Below are 3,070 nucleotides of genomic sequence, written 5' to 3'. Positions count from 1 at the left end.
GGGCGGCGGACCGCCGATCACCGTCGGCTGGTCGTGCACCGATCCGGGCGCCTGCTTGTCCAGCGGCACGCGCCGCTCCGGCGGTGCCCAGGGATCGTTTTCCTCGAAGCCGCCCGGCGGCTGGTCGTTCTGGTCCGGCATGGTCCCCCCTACGTCGTCCCGTCATGCTAAGGCCCCTCCGGGCGCGCGAACGGCCCGGCCTACCATGTTCCCCGACCCGAGCGGCCCTGGGCAGTGGGCGGACACCCCGCCCCTCCGGCGCCGCCCGCCGCCGTACCCGCGCCACCCCCGGAGGATCCACGATGACCGATCTGCACCCCTTCATTGCGGGTCTCCCCAAGGCCGAGCTGCACGTCCACCACGTGGGCTCCGCCTCGCCGCGCATCGTGGCCGAACTGGCCGCCCGCCACCCCGACTCGAAGGTGCCGACCGACCCCGAGGCGCTCGTCGACTACTTCACGTTCACCGACTTCGCGCACTTCATCGAGGTGTACCTCTCCGTCGTGGACCTGATCCGCACCCCGGAGGACGTACGGCTGCTGACCTTCGAGGTCGCCCGCGACATGGCCCGGCAGAACATCCGGTACGCCGAACTGACGGTCACGCCGTACAGCTCGACCAGCCGGGGCATCCCCGAGGTGGGCTTCATGGAGGCGATCGAGGACGCCAGGAAGGCGGCGGAGGCCGAGCTGGGCGTCGTCCTGCGCTGGTGCTTCGACATCCCCGGCGAGGCGGGGCTCCGGGCGGCCGAGGAGACCGCGCGGCTGGCGGTGGACCTGCGCCCCGAGGGCCTTGTCTCGTTCGGTCTCGGCGGCCCCGAGATCGGCGTGCCCCGGCCGCAGTTCAAGCCCTACTTCGACCGGGCGATCGACGCGGGCCTGCACTCCGTGCCGCACGCCGGGGAGACGACCGGGCCGGGGACGGTCTGGGACGCGCTGCGCGACCTGCGCGCCGAGCGCATCGGCCACGGCACCAGCTCCGTCCAGGACCCGGAGCTGCTGGCGCACCTGGCCGAGCACCGCATCCCGCTGGAGGTGTGCCCGACGTCGAACATCGCGACCCGCGCGGTGGCCGACCTCGACGAGCACCCCGTCAAGGAGATGGTCGCGGCCGGTGTGCTGGTGACGGTCAACAGCGACGACCCGCCGATGTTCGGCACGGACCTCAACCAGGAGTACGGGGTGGCCGCGCGGCTCCTCGGCCTGGACGAGCGCGGCCTGGCCGCCCTCGCCAGGAACGGTGTCGAGGCGTCCTTCCTCGACGCGGACGGCAAGAAGCGGCTGCTCGCCGAGATCGACACGTACACCTCGGCCTGGCTGGCGCGCTGAGGGCCGCCTGTGGCCACAATTGCTCCCATGCGCACGAAGCGGGACGAGCGACACGAGCGGGCCGGGCAGGCACGACGAACAGGGCGGACAGAGCAGACAGAGCAGACAGAGCGGGATGCAGATGTACGGGATACGGAGGACGGGCGGCCCGTCGCGGAGGACGAGCGGCCCGTCGTCGCCGTGGGGCACCGGGGTGATCCGTACCGGATCCGGGAGAACACCCTCCCCTCGCTCCACTCCGCCTTCGCGCGCGGCGCGGACGCCGTCGAGTTCGACGTACGGCTGACCCGCGACGGGGTGCCCGTCCTGCTCCACGACTCCACGCTGGAGCGGCTGTGGGACGACGAGCGGCGGCTGGCCGACCTGATCCACGACGAGGTGCGCGAGCACACGGGCGGCGGGGTGCCGACCCTCGCGGAGGCGCTGGCCGCGCTGCCCGGCGCGCGGCTGATGATCGATCTCCCGGGCGCCTCCCCGGCGGCGGTCCGTACCGTCGTCGGGACGGTACGGGACGGCGGGGCCGCCGACCGGGTGTACTACTGCTCGTCCCCCACCACCATGCTCGCCGTCCGCGCGGCGGACGCGGACGCGGAGATCGCGATGACGTGGACCACGGTCGCCCCGCCCCGGCCCGCGCTGCTCGACGCCGTACGGCCGCGCTGGCTCAACTACCGCTTCGGCCTGGTCAGCCGGGAGCTGGCCGACCGCGACCACCGCGCGGGCCTGCTGGTCTCCGCCTGGACCGCCGACACCGGACGCTCAATGCGACGGCTGATCGCCCGGGGCGCCGACTCGATCACCACCAACCGGATCGACGTCCTGGCCGGACTGCTCGGCCGCTCCCCCCGCCCCGTCTCCGGCCCCGCCTCCCCCTCCGCCTCTCACCTGGAGCAGTCGTGACCGGCCAGGACCTCCCGGAAGGCGTACGTTCCGACGTCGCGCAGAACGCCCGTGTCTGGAACTACTGGCTGGGCGGCACGGACAACTACCCGGTCGACCGTACGGTCGGCGACCAGGTCACCAGCATGTATCCGTCCATCGGCGAGGTCGCCCGCGCGGACCGGGCGTTCCTCGGCCGCGTGGTCACCCACCTGACCCTGGACCTGGGCGTACGGCAGTTCCTGGACCTCGGCACGGGGCTGCCCACCGCCGACCACACCCACCAGGTCGCCCAGCGGATCGCCCCCGAGTCGCGGGTCGTGTACGTCGACAACGACCCCACCGTGCTGGCCCTGGCCCGGGTGCTGCTCACCAGCACGCCCGAGGGCGCCACCCGCTACCTGGACGAGGACGTCCACCACCCCGAGCGGATCCTCGCGGCCGTCGAACCGACCCTGGACCTGCGCCGTCCGGTCGCGGTGATGATGCTGGGGATCCTGAACTTCGTCATGGACACGGTGGAGGCCCGGTCGATCGTGGGCCGCCTGATGGACGCCGTACCGTCCGGCAGCTATCTGGTCCTCACCCACCCGACGCTGGAACTGGGCGGCGGCGGGAACGCGGAGGCGATGCGGTTCTGGAACGAGCACGCGTCCCCGCGGATCGTGGCCCGCAGCCGCTCGAAGGTCCTGTCGCTGCTGAGCGGCCTGGAGCTGCTGCCGCCCGGCCTGGTCTCCTGCTCGCGCTGGCGTCCGGAGCCGAGCACGGAGGACGGCGTGGGCGAGGTGGCGCAGTTCGGCGTGGTGGGGCGCAAGCCCTGAACGCCGTCAACGCCTCGCGCGGGGCGGCGGGCGGGACGCGGT

At 73.1% G+C, this 3,070-nt stretch carries 3 protein-coding genes; all 3 read left to right on the top strand.

Annotation, left to right across the window (positions count from 1 at the left end):
* The first annotated feature begins 302 nt into the window (after positions 1–302).
* The 3 genes from GT042_RS31590 to GT042_RS31580 are packed head-to-tail and all read left to right on the top strand — an operon-like array spanning position 303 to position 3,028.
* On the top strand, positions 303–1,328 hold the full coding sequence (locus GT042_RS31590) for an adenosine deaminase (protein ID WP_161312119.1): 1,026 nt from the start codon (positions 303–305) through the stop codon (positions 1,326–1,328).
* A 27-nt stretch (positions 1,329–1,355) separates the two neighbouring features.
* Positions 1,356–2,228 (top strand): glycerophosphodiester phosphodiesterase, encoded by an 873-nt coding sequence (locus tag GT042_RS31585; RefSeq protein ID WP_161312118.1) that lies wholly within the window; start codon positions 1,356–1,358, stop codon positions 2,226–2,228.
* A complete protein-coding gene (locus GT042_RS31580; RefSeq protein ID WP_161312117.1) occupies positions 2,225–3,028 on the top strand; it encodes an SAM-dependent methyltransferase in 804 nt (267 codons plus the stop codon). Before GT042_RS31585 ends, GT042_RS31580 begins: the two co-directional genes overlap by 4 nt.
* The last annotated feature ends 42 nt before the right edge of the window (positions 3,029–3,070 follow it).

It is taken from the genome of Streptomyces sp. SID3212, from assembly GCF_009865405.1.
In the GTDB taxonomy this organism is placed as follows: Bacteria; Actinomycetota; Actinomycetes; order Streptomycetales; family Streptomycetaceae; genus Streptomyces.
This window is presented reverse-complemented; position numbering and strand designations above follow the sequence as displayed.